This window comes from Rhizobium indicum (assembly GCF_005862305.2).
Classification (GTDB): Bacteria; Pseudomonadota; Alphaproteobacteria; order Rhizobiales; family Rhizobiaceae; genus Rhizobium; species Rhizobium indicum.
In genome coordinates this window covers 4,530,339-4,546,125 of record NZ_CP054021.1, presented here as the reverse complement: position 1 = coordinate 4,546,125, position 15,787 = coordinate 4,530,339, and the positions used below count along the sequence as shown (strand labels likewise).

Genomic DNA, 15,787 nt, shown 5'->3' with positions numbered 1-15,787 from the left:
TTATGGTGACGCTGGCAAGCCATCATCGATAAGTCAATCATCCTGTCATGTCCTCATCGAAATTTGTCATGTGCGATGTTGATTCCTTTGGCCTATGGCTGAGCAGAACGAAATCAAAATGAGCATTCCATGACGGATGAAGCTATCGCTCGGCCTGCGCCGCATCACCGCTTCCTATGGCCTGTGCTGGCGACGCTTCTGGTGATCAGCTGGAGTTCCGGTTTCGTCGGCATTCGCTACGCCAGCGAGGAGACGAGCGTCATCCTGGTCTTGTTCTGGCGCACCCTTCTATCGGGAACGATACTGCTGCCCTTCGCGCTGACCATCGGGCCGCGGATGCATCTGCGCAGTGTGCTGGGCCAGATGCTGTTCGGCGTGATGTCAGTCTTCCTCTATCTCGGCGGATTCGCTCTCGCCATCGAGCAGCGCGTGCCGACGGGGCTGGTCGCACTGATTTCCGACCTCTTGCCGCTGGCGATTGCGTGCCTGTCGCAACCCCTCCTGGGCGAACGGCTGACATTGCGACAATGGCTGGGAACGGCAATCGCGGTGGCAGGCGTATTGCTCGTTTCGCTCGAAAGCCTGAGTTTCGGCGAGGCCCCGCTCTGGGCCTACGGGCTGACGGCCGGCTCGATGCTGGTTTTCGCCCTCGCCTCCGTTCTCTATAGACGGCGACGCACGGAGCATATGCCTGTCCACCAGAGCCTTTGCATCCAGACCCTGACCGGCTCGGCCTTGTTTTCGTTCTGCGCCTTCATGCAGGGCAACATGATCCCGCCGATGACCGTCGATTTCGCCATCGGCATGACATGGCTCGTGCTGATTGCGACCTTTACCGCCTATTCGGTCTACTACACCAGTCTTCGACTGTTCCCCGTGGCGCAAGTCAGCGCCGCGATCTACCTCAGCCCGCCGGTCACCATGTTATGGGCCTGGGCCCTGTTTTCCGAACCGCTGACTGCAACCATGTTCATCGGGCTGGCGGTGACACTGGTGGGCGTCTGGATGACCTCGCGAGCGTGAACGCTTGTGCGGATGCGATCGTCGTTGCCACTTAAGTCCGGAAACTGCCGGTGGCGTACATGTTGGTCGGCGCCCCGTGCGACATCACCTCGCGCTCGAAGATGAAGCCAAATTTTTCGAGAACGCGTTTCGAAGCGGCGTTGGCGGTGCGAACCAGTCCGATCACGCGGTCCGCCTGCAGGTCATTGAAAGCAAATATCAGGGATTCCCTGACCAATTCCGTCGCACAGCCATGCTCCCAGCTTTCAGGTTGCAGATGATATGAAACGTTGAGGCCGTCGAATTCCTTGGAAACGGTCACACCGCCGAACCCTATCAGCGCACCGTTCGCCTCAACTGCCCAACGCCCGAACCCGTGGTCTTTCCAATGCCCGATGTCGCGAGCAAGCCGCATGGCACTTTCCGCCGGCGAGTCCGGCCGGGGCACCGGTCGGTGTGCGACCAATTCCGGCCGCGAAAAAAGTCGGGTCAGGAAATCGATATCCCCTTCCACGGGAATTCTGAGGCGCAATCTGGCGGTACGCCTCACTGCAGACTGCAAGGCACCTTTGAATTCGTTCTGAAGCATCTTCCATCCAATTCTCAAAACGCAGCAATGTGACTGATACCAAATTATTCCAGGCGGCGCGCTTCCAGCGGCGCGTCCTGCCTGAATCCCTCGAAATAGCGGCCGCCATGCAAGGCAAGCTCCCGATCGGCCAAAGCCAGAAATCGGGCGCCATCGCCCGCTGCCGCCAGCCTGAACGCTGCGTCGAATTCGGCCGCCAATTGCGCGTCGAGCTCTCTCATCAGACGCGGCGCCCACTTTCCCCGGCCAGCCCACGCGCCACGTCCGAGGAGCATCAGGTCGGCGAGCTTCTGATAGAGCAGCGCGGCGATGGCGGCAATCTCTTCGGGCGGGCGCGTTCCGCGCAGATCGTCGGCCAGATCGGTGACCTGGTAGCGCAGCATGTCGTAGTCTGCCCCGGCAAGAGGTTTCGGTCCTGCCGCCAGCATACTTGCCGCCTTTGCCTGGATGACGCGCGCGCTGTCGATATCCGATCCGACTATACAGCCTGTCGCGACCATGTTGGCCATGATGGGATAGCCGCTATCTGCGTCCTGATGGAGGTAATGCGCCAGCGTCTGCGGATCGTGGACGAAGGCCTCGACCGGAAACCCATCCGCACTGAACGACTCCCGCCAGGCTCTTTGGAGCGACGGGAACACCACGACCAAATCGATATCCGAAAAGGCGGTGCCTTCGCCGCGCATGATGGAGCCGGCGACATAGGCGAATGCGGCCCCGGCATAGCGGCTGGCGATGCAGTGGCGGGCGACGGCCAGCGCCCGCTCCGCAAGAACATGTTTCTGGATATCGTCCACGATCTCGTCCTCGAATACGGGAGGCGAGCGGGAACAAAAAACCCGCTCGTTTCCGGCGGGTTGGTCTTAGAAGCAATGAACGGAATTCAGTTCACGCGTTTACCACCCACCGCGGCGCGGTGGTCGTAGACGTCGTCGAAACTGCAAAAGTCCTGCTCATGGCGGCAACGATACCGCTGGATAGTGATAGCGTCAATGCGCCGGCCGCCGGCCAAGGACGCTTCCCCGGCGCGGCGATTTCCGTCTAAGATGACCCGCAAAGCAAGACTCGAAACAGGAAGAGCCCGCCAATGTCCGATCCCGCCACCGTCATCCCGCTTCCGCAACCGGTGTTGTTGCCGGTCGAAAGCAGCGCCGAGCGTTTTCCGGTGCGCCGCGTTTATTGCGTCGGGCGCAACTATGCCGACCATGCGATCGAGATGGGCCATGATCCCAGCCGCGAACCGCCCTTCTTCTTCCAGAAGAATGCCGACAACCTGCTGCCGGCGGGAAAGGCCTTTCCCTATCCGTCGCTGTCGAACGACGTGCATTACGAGGTCGAATGCGTGCTGGCATTGAAATCGGGCGGCGCAAACATCGAGGCCGCGGACGCGCTCGACTGCGTCTACGGCTATGCCGTCGGCATCGATTTCACCCGCCGCGACCTCCAGGGCGAGGCAAAGAAGCTTGGTCGTCCCTGGGAGATCGGCAAGGCCTTCGAACATTCCGCCCCTATCTCGCCGATCGTTCCGGCAAGCCGCCTCGGCCACCCCGCTGAAGGCAAGATCTGGCTGGAACAGAACGGCAAGCGTGTGCAGGACGGCGATCTCAACCAGATGATATGGAAGGTGCCGGAGATCATCGCCGAACTATCGAAGCTCTTCACTCTCGCAGCCGGCGATATCATCATGACCGGCACACCCGCCGGCGTCGGCGCGGTGGCCAGGGGCGATCGCATCGATTGCGGCCTCGACGGCGTCGCCACCCTATCGGTCGAGGTCGTCTGAGGAGGAAGCCATGCCCGTCTACGCGCTTGGCGGATCGACGCCGAAACTGCCCGCCGCCGGCCTCTATTGGATCGCCCCGGATGCCAACATCATCGGCCAGATCGAACTCGGCGAGAATGTCGGCATCTGGTTCGGCGCCGTGCTGCGCGGCGACAACGAGCCGATCGACGTCGGCAAAGGCACCAATATCCAGGAAGGCGTGATGGCCCATACGGACATGGGCTTCCCGCTGACGATCGGCAAAGGCTGCACCATCGGCCACCATGCCATCCTTCACGGCTGCACCATCGGCAACAACACGCTGATCGGCATGGGCGCCACCATCCTGAATGGTGCGAAGATCGGCAACAACTGCCTTGTCGGCGCCAATGCGCTGGTGACCGAAGGCAAGGAATTCCCCGACAACTCCCTGATCGTCGGCGCACCGGCCCGCGTCGTGCGCACGCTCGACGATGCGGCAGTCGCGGCCATCCGTCGCTCGGCCGAAAGCTACATCGCCAACTGGCAACGCTTCGCCAGGGATCTCAGGCAGATCGGGTGATTGAGTAACGCGGCGGCGGGTGGCGAAGCACCCTCTCCGCTCACCAGACTCCCGGAATCCACCGCCAGCGCACACGCGCCATATAGTCCGCGTAGCCCTCAAGTCCTCTCCGCAGTTCGGCTTCCTCGCCGAGCGTGCGGCCGAAGAGGACGATGACGAGCAGGCCGGCGGGGATCAGCGCGTAGAGCGATCCAAGCGACAGCGCCATGCCGGCGCTGAGCACGATGGCGGTTGCGTATCCGGGATGGCGGATTACGGCGTAGGGTCCGGTGTCGATCACCTTATGGTCGCGGTCGGTCTGAATGCGCACCGTCGGCTCGAAATGCCGGTTGACCGATTGCGCCCAGGTCAGGCCGAGATAACCTGATACCATCAGGAGATAGCCGATAAACACGACCCAATCGGGCTGCGGCGCCCAGTGGAAACGTCCGTCGTCGAATGCGCCGACCGGAAGAATGGCGGCAAAGAGAATGATCGTCAGCGTCGCCACCACGGCGTCCCAGGATTTGGTACCCTTCTGGTATCGGCTGCGCGCCGCAAACAGCTCCGGTTTCGTCCGCCAGATCCAGATGATTGCGACAGCAGTCAGCACGAGAAACAGGCCGAGAAAAATCCAGCCGCGCAGCCAGTCGAGCGTACCGGCCGGCCAGAACAGCGCGGCAAACATGACGGCAATGGTGATGGCGAGCGATCCGAGCGATGGCGCCGCGGAGAATGAGTGACCGGGCCGGATGTCCCGCTGCGTCATGATCGCTCTCCGTTCCATGACAGCGCGGCGCGTCCTCTTAGACGCGCAGAAAGACGCTGCATATGGCGGATTTCATTGAAAAAATCGCCTTACTCGGCGGCTTCGAGAAATTGGCTGTTTCGTGAAGATGAGGCAAGCGCCTGAACCCTGGCTTCGGCCTTGGCGATCAGCTGATAGAATTCGTCCTGCGCTTCGACATCCAGCTGAATGACGGCATTGACGTCGTCGGGCGTATCGCAAACGCAGGCGACCGCAGAAATCGGACAGATACCGCCGGGATAACGCCTGCCGGCGCCCGTATAGGCGCGACGTCCCCAACGCTCGGAATAGACCGTCTCTTCCCGCTCAAGCTGCAGGATCGTTCCCTTGCAGGCGGTCACGATAGCCGCCTTGCCGTAGGCGAACCAGTGATAGTTCAGCCTCCGGAGAATATATTTGCCGGTGATATCTTCGCCAGCCAGTTCGGCAGGGTTTTCAATCATTCTAATCATGACGGCTTCCTCAACGTTTAAACAATATCCGTCATGTCTTCGAGCGCAGCAAGTCAAAAAACGCTGCTTTTGGAGACACTTAGTCACAAAGTGTTTCCGATTCTTACATTAACCACGCGTCGAGCACCCCCTTGCGCACACAATTCTTCGTCGAATTTCCCGCAACCTGCTACCGATTTCGTCATTGACGTCGACGTCAATGTTCCCTTGTGTTTTTCGACGAGGCTCCGATATGTCTCCCTGATTAGCCCGAAGACCGCGCCGTTTTCAATTCGGGAAACGGCCGGCTAGTTCGCCAGTCGCCATGAGCATGATGCCGAAAAGTGTAAGCGGTTTTCGGATGAAATCATGCTCTAACTCTTTATTTTAGAACAGGATTCAGGTTTAGACCGATCATCCTGTCCCAGCAGGAGAATCTCATGGTCGACGCGATCAGCCCCATCTCCGCCACCGCCGCGTCCGAACCCACCAAGGTCGGCATCAGCACCTCGATCGGCTCCGAACCCGACAACGCCTGGGTCGCCGCCCGCCAGTCGCAGATCACCGCCGATCAGTTGGCAACGAAGAAGGCCGTGGAGAAGGAGGCCGCAAACGGTCTCATCCCGCACGCGGATCTGATCGTCGATGACGAGGAGCATCCGCAAAAGCGTCACGGGCATGCGGCATCGGACGACGGGGAAGAGTCCCGCGAACAGGCGGAACAGCCGGTCTTGTCAGGCGAAAGCGATCGGATCGGCACCCGGAATTTCGACGACGATACGCCCTTCGGCGAGCGCGTCGCCATCATCTGATCGAAACGCAAACCGGAAGCCGTCTGCGCGATCAATTCGAGCCCGCAAGCTGAGACTCGATCGCCGACTTATCGATCACCGACCAGACCTCAACGATCTTTCCGTCGCGAAATTCGTAGATGACGTTCTCGGTGAAGGCAACGCGCCTGCCGTTCACATCGAGGCCGAGGAATTTTCCCTTCGGCGTGCAGTCGAAGCCCAACCGGCAAGCCACTTGGGGCGGGTCGGCGACCAGCATCAGCACCTTGAAATAGAGATCGGGAATCTGATCGAAGTCCTGCTCGAGCATGGCGACGTAACCCAGCAGCCCGAGCCGCCGGCCGTTATGAACCGCATCGTCGCTGACGAACTGCCCGAGATTGGGCCAGTCCTGCCTATTCAGGCAGGCGATGTAGCCGCGATATATCTCCGCGAGTTCGGTTTTCGTCACGCGATCGTCCCTGGCTTTAGGTCTGCGGCAAAGATAGCGCCGGGATCTGCACTTGTCAGCGGTGAGCGTGCCGCCTCGAGAGTTCCAGTTCAAGAGAACTCGCCTGCATGCCCGGCAAGGGCGGCAATGACGGTCCCGGCAAGGGCGGCTCTGAATCTAAGCCGGACTAAGCCGATCGCTTTGTGATCGCGTGAATACCGTCGGAACCCGGCGGGCTCTGCCATCGCAATAGTCCGCGAGGCGATCGTCTAGCGAAGGCGAGGAAGCTTACGCCGCGCAGGCCTCGCACAATCCGCGGATCTCGATCGTCGTCTTTTCAGGCTTGAACTTCTGCCCGCGCACCCATTCCATCAGTCGGTGGTCGACCTCGTGGTCGTGGAACTCCGTCACCTGGCCGCAGCTTTCGCAGATCGCGAAGGCGACGATGCCGTGGCTGTGGCAGTCGTCGCCCGGATGGGCGCAGGCGACAAAGGAGTTGATGCTTTCGAGCCGGTGCACCACGCCATATTCGAGCAGCTTCTCCAGCGCCCGGTAGACCTGCAGCGGCGCGCGAAAACCGTGGTCGCGCAGCTTGTCGAGGATGGTATAGGCGCTGAGCGGCCCTTCGGCCTTTTCGAGCACGTCGAAGACCAGCGACTGGTTCTTGGTCAATTGCGGTGTCGTCATGAGCCTTGTCCTTGCATGACCGCGCGGTGGCGCCTGACGGGAAGCAGGCTGAGAATGAAGAGGATCAGCGCTGCGACCACGATCGAGGGGCCCGAGGGCGTGTCGTAGGTGAGCGAGCCGAACAGACCGCCGACGACGGCCGCCGCCCCGATCAGCGAGGCGAGCACCGCCATGATCTCCGGCGTCGGCGAGAAACGCCGCGCCGCAGCCGCCGGAATGATCAGCAGCGAAGTAATCAGCATGATGCCGACGATCTTCATGGCAATGGCGATGACGACGGCCATCAGCAGCATGAAGAACAGCCGCGCCCGCTCCGGCTTCAGCCCCTCGGCCTCGGCGAGTTCGGCATTGACGGTCGCAGCCAAGAGTGGCCGCCAGAGCCAGGCCATTGCCACGAGCACGAACAGCCCGCCGCCCCAGATCAATCCGATGTCTGTGGTGGAAACGGCGAGGATATCGCCGAACAGGAAGGCGATGAGATCGATCCGCACCCAGCTCATGAAGGCGACCATGACGAGGCCGATCGCCAGTGTCGCATGCGAGAGGATGCCCAGCAGCGCATCGGCCGACAGCGCTTGGCGCTTCTGCAGGAAGAGCAGCAGCACCGACACAAGGGCAGCGACGGCGAAGACAGCCAGCGTCAGGTTGAGTTCGAAAAGCAGCGACAGTGCGACGCCGAGCAGCGCCGAATGGGCGATCGTATCGCCGAAATAGGCCATGCGCCGCCAGATGATGAAGCAGCCGAGCGGCCCCGTCGTCAGCGCCAGGCCGACTCCGGCAAGGATGGCGCGCACGAAGAAATCGTCAAGCATGGCGCTCTCCCGCTTCATGCGCGTGCGGATGGTCATGATCAGGATGGGCATGGTCAGGATGATCGTGATCATGTTCATGACCGGCATGCCCATGCTCATGCGCGTGATGGCCGTCGTCGGGGTGGCAATGATCGGTTACCGTGCCGTCGGCATGCTGCACGCGCCCATCAGGCAGATGTGTGTGATCGTGATGATGGCTGTAGACGGCCAGCGTCTGCGCCGCCCGGCTGCCGAACAGGCGCACATATTCCGGGCTGCGGCTGACGGATTCAGGCGTGCCGCGGCAGCAGACATGGCCGTTAAGGCAGATGACCGTATCGGTTTCGGCCATGACGACATGCAGGTCGTGCGAGATTAGCAGGATGCCGCAGCCCGTCGCATTGCGGATCGACTTGATGAGGTCGTAGAGGGCGATCTCGCCGGAAAAATCGACCCCTTGCACCGGCTCGTCGAGGACCAGCAGATCGGGCTTGCGGGCAATCGCCCGGGCCATCAGCGCCCGCTGGAATTCGCCGCCGGAGAGGTGCTGGACCTCGGCATCGAGCATATGGGCAATGCCGGCGGATTCGAGCGCCGAGAGCATATCGCGCTCCGGCAGCGGTCCTGTCAGCGTCATCAGCCGGCGCACCGAAAGCGGCAGCGTCCAGTCGATCGACAGCTTCTGCGGGACATAGCCGACCTTGAGGCCGGCTTTGCGCTCCACCCTGCCCTCGTCGGGCTTCAACACACCGATCGCCGCCTTGGCGCTGGTCGATTTGCCCGAGCCGTTCGGCCCGATCAGCGTGACGATCTCGCCGCGCGAGACGGAAAAATCGACACCTCGCACCAGCCAGCGACCGTTGCGCAGAATGCCGACATCTTCAAGCGAAACCAGCGGTTCGGCCCTGATACCAGCGGGGGTCTTTGCGGGAGAGAGCATCAAATTTTCCGAAAGTGCTGTTGCGTCCTGCTATTGCACACGTTATAGCATAACGCAATTGATGTAATAACATAACAATTGCAATTCAAGCGGAGCATATTGATGAAACGCGCCTTGGGGTCTGCCCTCAAAATCTTGGCCCTCAGAATGCCGGCCCTTGCAATCCCGGTCCTGGCGATCCCCACTCTGCTCTTTTCCGGCACCATGCGGGCAGCCGATGCGCCTGTCGTCGTCACCTCGATCAAACCGATCCATTCGCTGGTTTCGGCGATCATGCAGGGAGTCGGCGAACCCGAATTGATCGTCGATGGCGCCGCCTCCCCGCATACCTACAATCTGAAGCCATCGAATGCCCGCGCCCTGCAGGACGCCAAGGTGATCTTCTGGGTCGGCCCCGGTCTCGAGGCTTTCCTCGAAAAACCGCTGGAGGCGCTGGGCCGGGATGCCAGCATCGCGGCCCTCGACGACGCGCCCGGCCTCGTCAAGCTGCCTTTCCGTGAAGGCGGCGCTTTCGAGCCGCATGATGACGCCCCGGAGCACGAAAGTGCTTCCGGTCAGCATGATGAGGCTGACGCCGCACATGATGCTGATCCCGGGCACGCCAGTGACCATGACCATGACCACGACCACGGTACATTCGACACCCATCTCTGGCTCGACCCGATGAACGCCAAGGCCATGGCGGCCATGATCACTACGACGTTGGTCGCCGCCGATCCCGCCAATGCTCTGACCTATCAGGGCAACGCCAAGACGCTGGACGACAAGCTGGATGCGCTCGATACCGAGATCAAGGGCATGGTTGCTCCCGTCAAGGACAAGCCCTTCATCGTCTTCCACGACGCCTACCAGTATTTCGAGCACCGCTACGGCATCCGCGTCGCCGGCTCGATCACCGTCAGCCCGGAAACCATTCCCGGTGCGGAGCGGGTTTCGGAAATCCACCGCAAGGTCGGCGAACTCGGAGCCACCTGCGTCTTTGCCGAACCGCAGTTCGAGCCGCGCCTCGTCAATGTCGTCATCGAAGGCACGCGCGCCAAGTCAGGCGTGCTCGATCCCGAAGCGGCAACACTGAAGGCCGGTCCCGATCTCTACTTCAACCTCATGCGCGGCATCGCCAACAGCATGAAGGACTGCCTCTCCAGCGCATGAATCTCATGCGCCGCTCCGCGCGTCCTGCCGGACACGCGACGCTCCAGGAGAGCTGAGGCGGAAAAAGGCGGACAACCCCGTTCCGCCTTTTTTCGGCGCGTTAAATGTAATGATATAACATTAAATACGAATCTAATGAGGTTCCCATGAACAATAGACTTCCCGTCACGGTGCTTTCAGGCTTCCTCGGCGCCGGCAAGACGACGCTGCTCAACCACGTGCTGACCAATCGCGAAGGCTTACGCGTCGCGGTTATCGTCAACGATATGAGTGAGGTGAATATCGATGCCGCCCTGGTGCGCGACGGCGGCGCCAATCTCTCCCGCACTGAGGAACAGCTCGTCGAGATGACCAATGGCTGCATCTGCTGCACGCTGCGCGACGATCTGCTGAAGGAGGTGCGCCAGCTCGCCGATCAGGGCCGCTTCGATTACCTCTTGATCGAATCGACCGGCATCGCCGAGCCCCTGCCCGTCGCCACCACCTTCGAATTTCGTGACGAGAATGGCCAAACCCTTTCCGACGTCGCAAGGCTCGACACCATGGTGACCGTCGTCGACGCCGCCAATCTGCTTGCCGATTATGCCTCGGCCGATTTCCTCGCCGACCGCGGAGAAACGGCCGGCGACGGCGACAACAGAACCATTGTCGACCTGCTGGTCGAGCAGATCGAATTCGCCGACGTCGTGGTGCTGAACAAGATCGGCACGGCAACCAATGAAGAGCGCGACGCCGCGCGCAAGATCATCACCGGCCTCAACCCGGATGCAAAGCTGATCGAGGCGGATTTCGGCAAGGTCGCCCTGAAAGACGTGCTCGGCACCGGCCGCTTCGATATCGACAAGGCCGAGACCCATCCGCTTTGGTACAAGGAACTGCACGGTTTCCGCGACCACGTGCCGGAGACCGAGGAATATGGCATTCGCTCCTTCGTTTATCGCGAGAAGCGGCCTTTCCATCCGGCAAAGCTGCAGGCCTTCCTCGATCGGGCATGGCCAGGCGTGGTGCGCGCCAAGGGCTTCTTCTGGCTGGCGACGCGCCCGCACCATGTCGGCGAGATCAGCCAGGCGGGCGCGATCGTGCGCACCGGCAAGATGGGCCTCTGGTGGGCGGCCGTACCCCGCGAACAATGGCCTGAGGAACCGGCCTTCATGCGCGCCATCGGCCCCTATCTCGACCCCGTCTGGGGCGACCGCCGCCAGGAAATCGTCTTCATCGGCGCCGATCCGATGGACGAAGCCTGGATCAGGAAGGAACTCGACGCCTGTCTTATCAGGACAGACGCCTTCGCGCCCGAGCACTGGCGCGACCTGCCCGATCCTTTCGCCAGTTGGAACAGGCAGGCGGCATGAAGGCGCAGGCAATCAAACGCACTCTCTGCGTCTGTACCGAATGCGAACCGCTGCCGCCAATCGAAGGGCTTCATCCGCTTACGCACGAGGAGGGTACCGACGCTGAAGTCGGAAGACCAAGAGGTTTTCTCGGCATCATTGCTGAACGGGTCATTCCGTCCCGCAGGCAACCCTGAAGCGGGTCATAGCCGCCGTCAGCTGAAGAAGAGGAGGATGGGCGCGAAACTGCTACACGCCCTCCCAGAATCAAAAAGGCGGCCGAAGCCGCCCTTTCCTGATCTAGCGACCGATCAGCGACCGGCAATAATGCTGGAGATGATGCCGCTGGTGACGCCGATCAGCAGGTAATCGTTATCGGCCCGCACCCAGCGATAACCGCGGGGCGGAGGCGCCAGCCGGTAGCGGCGGTAGTCGTTGACATCAGAGAACCGGCGACGCTCGCTGGCATTGACGCGGTATCCCCTCTTCCAATGCGCCCGGACGACCGTCTTTTTGACGACCACCTTCTTCTGCACGACGATCGGCGGACGGCGATGATCGTCGGCGCTGGCCTGGGAAACAACCATCGGGGACAGAAGGAAGGAGGCGGAAAGAAGAGCTGCAAAAATCTTTTTCATGTGGGGGTCCTCATGTTGGGCACGTGACCAAACTAGGGCCGAAAAGATGAACCGAAACTGAAATAAAAATTAAACTTTTGTAATGAAATCCAATAGCTACGGGTCGAAGTTTATATTTTAGATTAAACTTATACACGATGGCGAATATTCTATCGCCACAGATGGGGCATCGGCGCGGCCGGCCAGTTCGTCCTTGGAAGCCCTTGGCAGCACATCGGGGCGGGATTGAAGAAAAGATAGTTGCGGGCATCCGAGGATGAGGCTAGGACGGCGCGCCCTTCCTGTGCCCATCGCCTGGAAGACGCCGCCGTGGAGGGTTGCTGCTGATGGCGGCCGGCGGGCGGCATGCCCTCCATTCGATATCATATCTATCGCCCAGAGGTGCTCGCGATTTGGCATAACGAGATGCATAAACTTGAAACGGGCGCATAATCGAATTCGAAGCGACGCATTTTAGGAACAGGAGAATTCTGCATGTCCCGCGAGGGGACGATCAGATCAAGACAACGAAGACCACAATGGAGGAAAACATGCCCGGTATCAGCATGCGCTACATCGTCGACGACGTCGACGCCGCGGTGGAATTCTACACAAGACATCTCGGCTTCTCCGTCGCGCTTCGTCCCGCACCGAGTTTCGCCATCCTGACCAGGGACGGTTTTCGTCTGTTCGTCAGCGGCACGACGGGACCGGGCGGAGCATCTCAAGCAATGCCCGACGGGCGAAAGCCGGAGCCTGGCGGATGGAATCGTATCCAGATCGAGGTCGGAGACCTGGAGGCGAAAGTCACCGCGCTGCGCCAAGCCGGTGCGCACTTCCGCAACGAGATCGTGCAGGGCATCGGCGGCAAGCAGATCTTGCTCGATGATCCGGCCGGAAACCCGATCGAGCTCTTCGAAGCGCCCAAGAGGTGAATGGGGCGACGTCGATCATGCGGTTCACCACGCGTTTTACGCTTCGCATCGGTGGACCGCACGCATGGTCCCGGTCATGCGGTTTGCCCCAGCATCGCAAATCGACGCAGTATTTCGATTACGGCAGCCCGGCTTCGGCATCTCTCGCCCCCGGACTAGCCGGAACGCCTTGCCACCGGTGTGCGAGCGTGTAGTTTCGGATTCCCATCAATTCGAAGGCAGGGAAAACATGTCCGATTCCGCCGGCGGGCTCTCCGACTATGTTGGGATACTAGCCGTGTTTCTTCTCGTCGCCGCCAATGGCTTCTTCGTTGCCGCCGAATTCGCCCTGGTGTCGGTCAGGCGTAGCCGCGTCGCCGAACTCGCTGCGGCAGGCCGCATGAACGCCTCGGCACTTCAGCGCGCCGTCGACAATCTCGACTCCAACCTTGCAGCCACCCAGCTCGGCATCACCATCTCGTCGCTCGCCCTCGGCTGGGTTGGAGAACCGGCGCTTGCGCACCTGATCGAGCCGCTGCTGTCCTGGCTGCCCGGGCAATGGGCGACGGCGGGCGCGCATACTGTTGCCGTCGTCATCGCCTTCGTCATCATCACGGCCCTGCATATCGTGCTCGGCGAGCTCGCGCCGAAGAGCCTGGCGCTTCAGCGCAGCGAGGCCACTTCGCTTGCTGTGGTGCGCCCGCTCGGTCTGTTCCTGGTGCTGTTCAAGCCAGCGATCTTTGTCCTGAACGGCATGGGCAACATGGTGCTGCGGGGCGTCGGTCTTCGCGCCGGAACCGGGGAATCGTCGTTCCATTCGCCGCAGGAGCTCAAGCTGCTGGTCGCCGAGAGCCAGGAGGCCGGCCTTCTCAACCAGGTGCAGCAGCAGCTCGTCGAGCGGGTGTTCAACATCGGCGACAGGCCGATCTCCGACATCATGACCCCGCGTCTCGATATCGAGTGGTTCGACGCCGACGACAGCGAGGCCGAGATCCTGAAGACCATCCGCGAATGCAGCCACGAGCAATTGCTGGTCGCCCGCGGCTCGATCGACGAGCCGATCGGCATGGTGTTGAAGAAGGACCTTCTCGATCAGGTTCTCGACGGCGGCAAGGTCCGGCCGATGGAGGTGATCAAGCAGCCGTTGGTGCTGCATGAAGGCACCTCGGTCGTCCGCGTGCTCGACAGTTTCAAGGCCTCACCCGTTCGCCTCGCCATCGTCATCGACGAATATGGTAGCCTCGAAGGCATCGTCACCCAGACCGACCTGCTCGAAGCCATCGCCGGCGACCTGCCGGGATCCAACGAAGAGCCCGATATCGTCGTCAGGGAAGACGGGTCGCTCCTGATCGATGCGATGATGCCGGCCTTCGACGCCTTCGAACGTCTGGGTCTGCGCGATCGTCCGGATGCCGATTTCCATACGCTGGCGGGCTTCGCGCTGCATCAACTCCAGCACATCCCCGAAGCTGGCGAAACCTTCGTCTTCGACAACTGGCGCTTCGAAGTGCTCGACATGGACGGCATGCGTATCGACAAGATGCTCGCGACGCGCATTACCGCGGATGGGGCAGAAGCCTAATTCACCGCCAGCGTCCAGATCATCCCTGCGGCCGCGCAGGCTAGCAGCGTCGCGATCACGGAAGCCTTGAAGCGGAAGATCGCTATCGCCGCGGCGGCAGACAGCGCCATTGCCGCCGGCACGGCCGATTGCAGCACGGGAATATCGAGCCGCAAGCCGCCAAGCTGGACGGTCGCAACCTCGGCAAACAGCGTGTGCAGGGCAAACCAGATAGCGAGGTTGAGGATAACCCCGACCACCGCCGCTGTTATGGCCGACATCGCGCCGGCGAGCGCTATGTTGCCGCGCAGTTTTTCGATGAACGGCGCGCCGAGGAAAATCCAGAGGAAACAGGGCACGAAGGTGACCCAGCTCGTCAGTATCGCCGCAAGCGTTGCAGCAAGCATCGGGTTCAGCGCTCCCGGATCCCGGTAGGCGCCCATGAAGCCGACGAACTGGACGACCATGATCAACGGCCCCGGCGTCGTCTCGGCCATGCCGAGACCATCCAGCATCTCGCCGGGTTTCAGCCAGCCGAAATGCTGCACGGCCTCCTGTGCTACATAGGCAAGCACGGCATAGGCCCCGCCGAAGGTGACGACCGCCATTTTGCTGAAGAAAAGGCCGATTTCGGTAAAGACGTTGTCAGCACCGAAGGTTGCGTAGAGCACTGCCAGCGGCGCGAGCCAGAGGGCAAGCAGCACGGCCGAGATGCGCAGCGACCAGGCGAGATTCGGGCGCGCATGCGCCGGTATGCCTTCGCCGAGCGCCGACTCGGCATCCGACAGCACCGGGCCGCTTCCGGCCTTATGGCCGCCGCCCGTCTGAAAGGCGGCAAGCCCGAACCTGCCGCCGAGGAAGCCGGCAATGCCGGCCGCGAGCACGATCAGCGGGAACGGCACATGGAGAAAGAAGATGGCGATGAAGGCCGCGGCCGCGATACCGACCATGACGCGATTCTTGAGCGCACGGCCGCCGATGCGGATGACGGCCTGCACGACGACGGCAAGCACCGCCGCCTTCAGCCCGAAGAACAGGCCGGCGACGATGCCGACATTGCCGTAAGCCGCGTAGATATAGCTGAGACCGAGGATCGACAGGAACCCAGACAGTACGAACAGCAGGCCGGCGACGAGACCGCCCACTGTCCGATGCATCAGCCAACCGATATAGATGGCGAGCTGCTGCGCCTCGGGTCCGGGAAGCAGCATGCAATAATTCAGCGCATGCAGAAAACGGTGCTCACCGATCCATCGCTTCTCGTCGACAATGATCCGATGCATGACGGCGATCTGGCCGGCAGGGCCGCCGAAACTCAGGGCGGCGACGCGCAGCCACACCCTGAAGGCATCGCCAAACGAGACGCCGTGATGATGCTCCTCTCCGGCGTCTTCCTCCGCCATTTTGCCACTGGGCGCATTATCCGTCATCTCGACCATC

General features: G+C 61.4%; 19 protein-coding genes. 9 read left to right on the top strand and 10 right to left on the bottom strand.

Going from position 1 to position 15,787, the window contains the following annotated elements; genetic code table 11:
• Positions 1 to 129: 129 nt before the first annotated feature.
• The gene (locus FFM53_RS22085; protein ID WP_138387236.1) at positions 130 to 1,023 is read left to right on the top strand and encodes a DMT family transporter; all 894 of its coding nucleotides are present in this window, start codon (positions 130 to 132) and stop codon (positions 1,021 to 1,023) included.
• A gap of 31 nt (positions 1,024 to 1,054) precedes the next feature.
• Here FFM53_RS22085 and FFM53_RS22080 read toward each other — a convergent pair whose 3' ends face one another.
• On the bottom strand, positions 1,055 to 1,591 hold the full coding sequence (locus tag FFM53_RS22080; protein WP_138387235.1) for a GNAT family N-acetyltransferase: 537 nt from the start codon (positions 1,589 to 1,591) through the stop codon (positions 1,055 to 1,057).
• A 44-nt stretch (positions 1,592 to 1,635) separates the two neighbouring features.
• Complete coding sequence (locus FFM53_RS22075; RefSeq protein ID WP_138387234.1) at positions 1,636 to 2,388, bottom strand: nucleotidyltransferase domain-containing protein; 753 nt, start codon at positions 2,386 to 2,388, stop codon at positions 1,636 to 1,638.
• A gap of 290 nt (positions 2,389 to 2,678) precedes the next feature.
• Here FFM53_RS22075 and FFM53_RS22070 point away from each other — a divergent pair, with 290 nt between their 5' ends.
• Both FFM53_RS22070 and FFM53_RS22065 read left to right on the top strand, forming a co-directional pair.
• Complete coding sequence (locus FFM53_RS22070; RefSeq protein WP_138387233.1) at positions 2,679 to 3,374, top strand: fumarylacetoacetate hydrolase family protein; 696 nt, start codon at positions 2,679 to 2,681, stop codon at positions 3,372 to 3,374.
• Between the two features lie 10 nt (positions 3,375 to 3,384).
• A complete protein-coding gene (locus FFM53_RS22065) occupies positions 3,385 to 3,915 on the top strand; it encodes a gamma carbonic anhydrase family protein (RefSeq protein WP_138387232.1) in 531 nt (176 codons plus the stop codon).
• A gap of 40 nt (positions 3,916 to 3,955) precedes the next feature.
• Here FFM53_RS22065 and FFM53_RS22060 read toward each other — a convergent pair whose 3' ends face one another.
• Both FFM53_RS22060 and FFM53_RS22055 read right to left on the bottom strand, forming a co-directional pair.
• Positions 3,956 to 4,663 carry a methyltransferase family protein gene (locus FFM53_RS22060; RefSeq protein ID WP_138387231.1) on the bottom strand — a complete coding sequence of 236 codons (708 nt, stop codon included), beginning with the start codon at positions 4,661 to 4,663 and terminating at the stop codon, positions 3,956 to 3,958.
• Between the two features lie 89 nt (positions 4,664 to 4,752).
• Positions 4,753 to 5,154, bottom strand: coding sequence for a hypothetical protein (locus FFM53_RS22055; RefSeq protein ID WP_032992104.1), 402 nt, complete (start codon positions 5,152 to 5,154; stop codon positions 4,753 to 4,755).
• Between the two features lie 419 nt (positions 5,155 to 5,573).
• Here FFM53_RS22055 and FFM53_RS22050 point away from each other — a divergent pair, with 419 nt between their 5' ends.
• Entirely contained in the window at positions 5,574 to 5,945 is a 372-nt protein-coding gene (locus FFM53_RS22050) for a hypothetical protein (RefSeq protein WP_138387229.1), read from the top strand.
• 31 nt (positions 5,946 to 5,976) lie between these two features.
• Here the strand turns inward: FFM53_RS22050 and FFM53_RS22045 are convergent, their stop codons facing one another.
• From FFM53_RS22045 to FFM53_RS22030, 4 genes are all read right to left on the bottom strand, one after another.
• Positions 5,977 to 6,375: an ester cyclase gene (locus FFM53_RS22045; protein ID WP_138387228.1), complete on the bottom strand. Its 399-nt coding sequence runs from the start codon at positions 6,373 to 6,375 to the stop codon at positions 5,977 to 5,979.
• A 267-nt stretch (positions 6,376 to 6,642) separates the two neighbouring features.
• The gene (locus FFM53_RS22040; RefSeq protein WP_011652680.1) at positions 6,643 to 7,041 is read right to left on the bottom strand and encodes a Fur family transcriptional regulator; all 399 of its coding nucleotides are present in this window, start codon (positions 7,039 to 7,041) and stop codon (positions 6,643 to 6,645) included.
• Complete coding sequence (znuB, locus tag FFM53_RS22035) at positions 7,038 to 7,853, bottom strand: zinc ABC transporter permease subunit ZnuB (protein ID WP_138387497.1); 816 nt, start codon at positions 7,851 to 7,853, stop codon at positions 7,038 to 7,040. Before znuB ends, FFM53_RS22040 begins: the two co-directional genes overlap by 4 nt.
• On the bottom strand, positions 7,846 to 8,772 hold the full coding sequence (locus tag FFM53_RS22030; RefSeq protein WP_138387227.1) for an ATP-binding cassette domain-containing protein: 927 nt from the start codon (positions 8,770 to 8,772) through the stop codon (positions 7,846 to 7,848). Before FFM53_RS22030 ends, znuB begins: the two co-directional genes overlap by 8 nt.
• Positions 8,773 to 8,874: 102 nt before the next feature.
• Between FFM53_RS22030 and FFM53_RS22025 the strand changes: the two genes are divergently transcribed.
• The 3 genes from FFM53_RS22025 to FFM53_RS36440 all read left to right on the top strand — a co-directional run bounded on the left by FFM53_RS22025 (position 8,875) and on the right by FFM53_RS36440 (position 11,452).
• On the top strand, positions 8,875 to 9,924 hold the full coding sequence (locus FFM53_RS22025) for a zinc ABC transporter substrate-binding protein (protein ID WP_138387226.1): 1,050 nt from the start codon (positions 8,875 to 8,877) through the stop codon (positions 9,922 to 9,924).
• 146 nt (positions 9,925 to 10,070) lie between these two features.
• Positions 10,071 to 11,276: a zinc metallochaperone GTPase ZigA gene (gene zigA, locus FFM53_RS22020; RefSeq protein ID WP_138387225.1), complete on the top strand. Its 1,206-nt coding sequence runs from the start codon at positions 10,071 to 10,073 to the stop codon at positions 11,274 to 11,276.
• Positions 11,273 to 11,452, top strand: coding sequence for a hypothetical protein (locus tag FFM53_RS36440; RefSeq protein ID WP_138387224.1), 180 nt, complete (start codon positions 11,273 to 11,275; stop codon positions 11,450 to 11,452). Before zigA ends, FFM53_RS36440 begins: the two co-directional genes overlap by 4 nt.
• A gap of 114 nt (positions 11,453 to 11,566) precedes the next feature.
• On the opposite strand, the gene FFM53_RS22015 is transcribed toward FFM53_RS36440, so the two are convergent.
• Positions 11,567 to 11,893, bottom strand: a complete 327-nt coding sequence (locus tag FFM53_RS22015; protein WP_138387223.1) for an RcnB family protein — start codon at positions 11,891 to 11,893, stop codon at positions 11,567 to 11,569.
• 530 nt (positions 11,894 to 12,423) lie between these two features.
• On the opposite strand from FFM53_RS22015, the gene FFM53_RS22010 reads away from it, so the two are divergent.
• Both FFM53_RS22010 and FFM53_RS22005 read left to right on the top strand, forming a co-directional pair.
• Positions 12,424 to 12,807 carry a VOC family protein gene (locus FFM53_RS22010; protein ID WP_138387222.1) on the top strand — a complete coding sequence of 128 codons (384 nt, stop codon included), beginning with the start codon at positions 12,424 to 12,426 and terminating at the stop codon, positions 12,805 to 12,807.
• A 229-nt stretch (positions 12,808 to 13,036) separates the two neighbouring features.
• The gene (locus FFM53_RS22005) at positions 13,037 to 14,368 is read left to right on the top strand and encodes a hemolysin family protein (protein WP_017961161.1); all 1,332 of its coding nucleotides are present in this window, start codon (positions 13,037 to 13,039) and stop codon (positions 14,366 to 14,368) included.
• Here FFM53_RS22005 and chrA read toward each other — a convergent pair.
• On the bottom strand, positions 14,365 to 15,786 hold the full coding sequence (chrA, locus tag FFM53_RS22000; RefSeq protein ID WP_138387221.1) for a chromate efflux transporter: 1,422 nt from the start codon (positions 15,784 to 15,786) through the stop codon (positions 14,365 to 14,367). The genes FFM53_RS22005 and chrA overlap by 4 nt on opposite strands.
• Between the last annotated feature and the right edge of the window lies 1 nt (position 15,787).

Coding starts and splice junctions, on each gene's coding strand:
- FFM53_RS22070 (WP_138387233.1), top strand. CDS start 2,679: ATGTCCGATCCCGCCACCGTCATCCCGCTTCCGCAACCGGTGTTGTTG.
- chrA (WP_138387221.1), bottom strand. CDS start 15,786: ATGGTCGAGATGACGGATAATGCGCCCAGTGGCAAAATGGCGGAGGAA.
- FFM53_RS22065 (WP_138387232.1), top strand. CDS start 3,385: ATGCCCGTCTACGCGCTTGGCGGATCGACGCCGAAACTGCCCGCCGCC.
- FFM53_RS22080 (WP_138387235.1), bottom strand. CDS start 1,591: ATGCTTCAGAACGAATTCAAAGGTGCCTTGCAGTCTGCAGTGAGGCGT.
- FFM53_RS22025 (WP_138387226.1), top strand. CDS start 8,875: ATGAAACGCGCCTTGGGGTCTGCCCTCAAAATCTTGGCCCTCAGAATG.
- FFM53_RS22015 (WP_138387223.1), bottom strand. CDS start 11,893: ATGAAAAAGATTTTTGCAGCTCTTCTTTCCGCCTCCTTCCTTCTGTCC.
- FFM53_RS22005 (WP_017961161.1), top strand. CDS start 13,037: ATGTCCGATTCCGCCGGCGGGCTCTCCGACTATGTTGGGATACTAGCC.
- zigA (WP_138387225.1), top strand. CDS start 10,071: ATGAACAATAGACTTCCCGTCACGGTGCTTTCAGGCTTCCTCGGCGCC.
- FFM53_RS22040 (WP_011652680.1), bottom strand. CDS start 7,041: ATGACGACACCGCAATTGACCAAGAACCAGTCGCTGGTCTTCGACGTG.
- FFM53_RS22055 (WP_032992104.1), bottom strand. CDS start 5,154: ATGATTAGAATGATTGAAAACCCTGCCGAACTGGCTGGCGAAGATATC.
- FFM53_RS22050 (WP_138387229.1), top strand. CDS start 5,574: ATGGTCGACGCGATCAGCCCCATCTCCGCCACCGCCGCGTCCGAACCC.
- FFM53_RS22010 (WP_138387222.1), top strand. CDS start 12,424: ATGCCCGGTATCAGCATGCGCTACATCGTCGACGACGTCGACGCCGCG.
- FFM53_RS22030 (WP_138387227.1), bottom strand. CDS start 8,772: ATGCTCTCTCCCGCAAAGACCCCCGCTGGTATCAGGGCCGAACCGCTG.
- FFM53_RS36440 (WP_138387224.1), top strand. CDS start 11,273: ATGAAGGCGCAGGCAATCAAACGCACTCTCTGCGTCTGTACCGAATGC.
- znuB (WP_138387497.1), bottom strand. CDS start 7,853: ATGCTTGACGATTTCTTCGTGCGCGCCATCCTTGCCGGAGTCGGCCTG.
- FFM53_RS22085 (WP_138387236.1), top strand. CDS start 130: ATGACGGATGAAGCTATCGCTCGGCCTGCGCCGCATCACCGCTTCCTA.
- FFM53_RS22060 (WP_138387231.1), bottom strand. CDS start 4,663: ATGACGCAGCGGGACATCCGGCCCGGTCACTCATTCTCCGCGGCGCCA.